Below are 1,495 nucleotides of genomic sequence, written 5' to 3'. Positions count from 1 at the left end.
CCCGCAACCGCAAGAAGCTCGACTCTCGCGGCGGTCGGCCGCCCAAGTTCGACGCGGAGGACTACAAGGCTCGGCATGCGGTCGAGTGCGGCATCAATCGCCTCAAGCGCCACAGGGCCGTAGCCACGAGATACGACAAACTGGCGGTCCGCTACGAGGCGACCGTCCTCGTAGCGGCCATCAACGAGTGGCTGTGACCGGCACATTCGATACACGCCCTAGTCGATGACGAACCCAACCCCGATCATCCGGGACAAGGCGGCGTCCTTCTGTGCGCGTAGCACGTCGTCGACCTTCGCGTCGATCACGGCGAGATAGTCGGTGATCTCGTCCATGGCCTGCTGCATCGCAAGCTGTGCCATGAGTCCCGCGGCACTCGCAAGCAGTGCCGGATTGGTCAGGAATGACCGGGGAGCCCGCGCGAACTCCACGAATCCGCCGATCTGGCCCTTCTGCCCCTTCTGCCGCTTCAATACACCGGTGCTGAGACCCGATTCGGAGTTTTCCGCAACCCGAACTTCTTGACGGCTTTCGCCGATTCCGGGGTCAGCTTCACCCAGCGTGCGGAGTTGGCGGAAACCTCTGCGCCTGCTTGGGCGGCTGAAGCGCCGGTCGCGAAGATGGACTTGAACCTTTTCCGCCCGAGGTCCTTCGACGGTAGCCCCTCGGAGACGAGGAAGCGTTCAACATCTGCCTCGTTCCCGACGACCGTCAGCCCGTCCTCGTCGCTGATGAGTTGAATCTCGTTGTCCACGGCATGCTCCTGAAACGGCTTCTCGTGGTCGAGCAAGGGGCGGAACCGGCACGGTACTTGTGGCGGGGGCCTGGATCTTCTGATGGCGAGGGATGCCCGACCGGGCCCGGACGGGGCCCTGGTGCCCTCCGCGAGGTGCCGTGCGCGGCCGGGCGCGCTGCTGCTCAGCTCCCATCCCGGTGGAGCGAAACCGTCACGGGCAACCACGCGTGATCGCCGTGGTACTTTCTGTCACGACGAACTCAATAGGTGACCCCGGCAGCGCGCCAACGCTCCGGGGCCCGGCACAAGGAGCAACCCTCCCGATGCAGATCCATCGTAGCCGCCACACGCGCGGATTCACTGTCCTGCCAAACACTGTGTTGCAGGACCGCCGGTTGTCCTACACGGCCCGCGGCCTGCTGGCCGACCTCCTGTCGAGACCCGACGGCTGGCGCGAAGACGGCCGGAAGATGGCCGACACCAGCCCCCAGGGCCGCCACGCCGTCGCGAAGGCGCTGCGTGAACTCACCGCGTACGGTTACTACCTCGTCGAGCGGGTCAGGCACGCGGACGGCACGTTCAGCAGTCATGCCCACGTCTACGACGTGCCCCGGGGCGTGGGAGCCGAGCCACCGAATGCCATGAATCTGGGTCCCGGTGCTGTGGCAGCCGGGGAGTCGGGCGCCCACCCCGTAAAGAACCCGGAGAAAGAACCCACCCTCCCGCTCCCTCGGCAGCGAACGGCGCGCGACGCTGTAC

3 pseudogenes are annotated in these 1,495 nt (G+C 66.0%); 2 read left to right on the top strand and 1 reads right to left on the bottom strand.

Annotation, left to right across the window (positions count from 1 at the left end):
* Positions 1-197 (top strand): annotated as a pseudogene (locus LCE31_RS39565) (IS5 family transposase); the annotation flags it as partial.
* Positions 198-221: 24 nt separating this feature from the next.
* On the opposite strand, the pseudogene LCE31_RS41455 reads toward LCE31_RS39565, so the two are convergent.
* Positions 222-754 (bottom strand): annotated as a pseudogene (locus LCE31_RS41455) (hypothetical protein); the annotation flags it as partial.
* A 305-nt stretch (positions 755-1,059) separates the two neighbouring features.
* Between LCE31_RS41455 and LCE31_RS39550 the strand changes: the two are divergent.
* Positions 1,060-1,495: pseudogene (locus LCE31_RS39550) on the top strand (hypothetical protein); the annotation flags it as partial.

The sequence above is a fragment of the Streptomyces sp. 8L genome (assembly GCF_020176795.1).
GTDB lineage: Bacteria > Actinomycetota > Actinomycetes > Streptomycetales > Streptomycetaceae > Streptomyces.
This window is presented reverse-complemented; position numbering and strand designations above follow the sequence as displayed.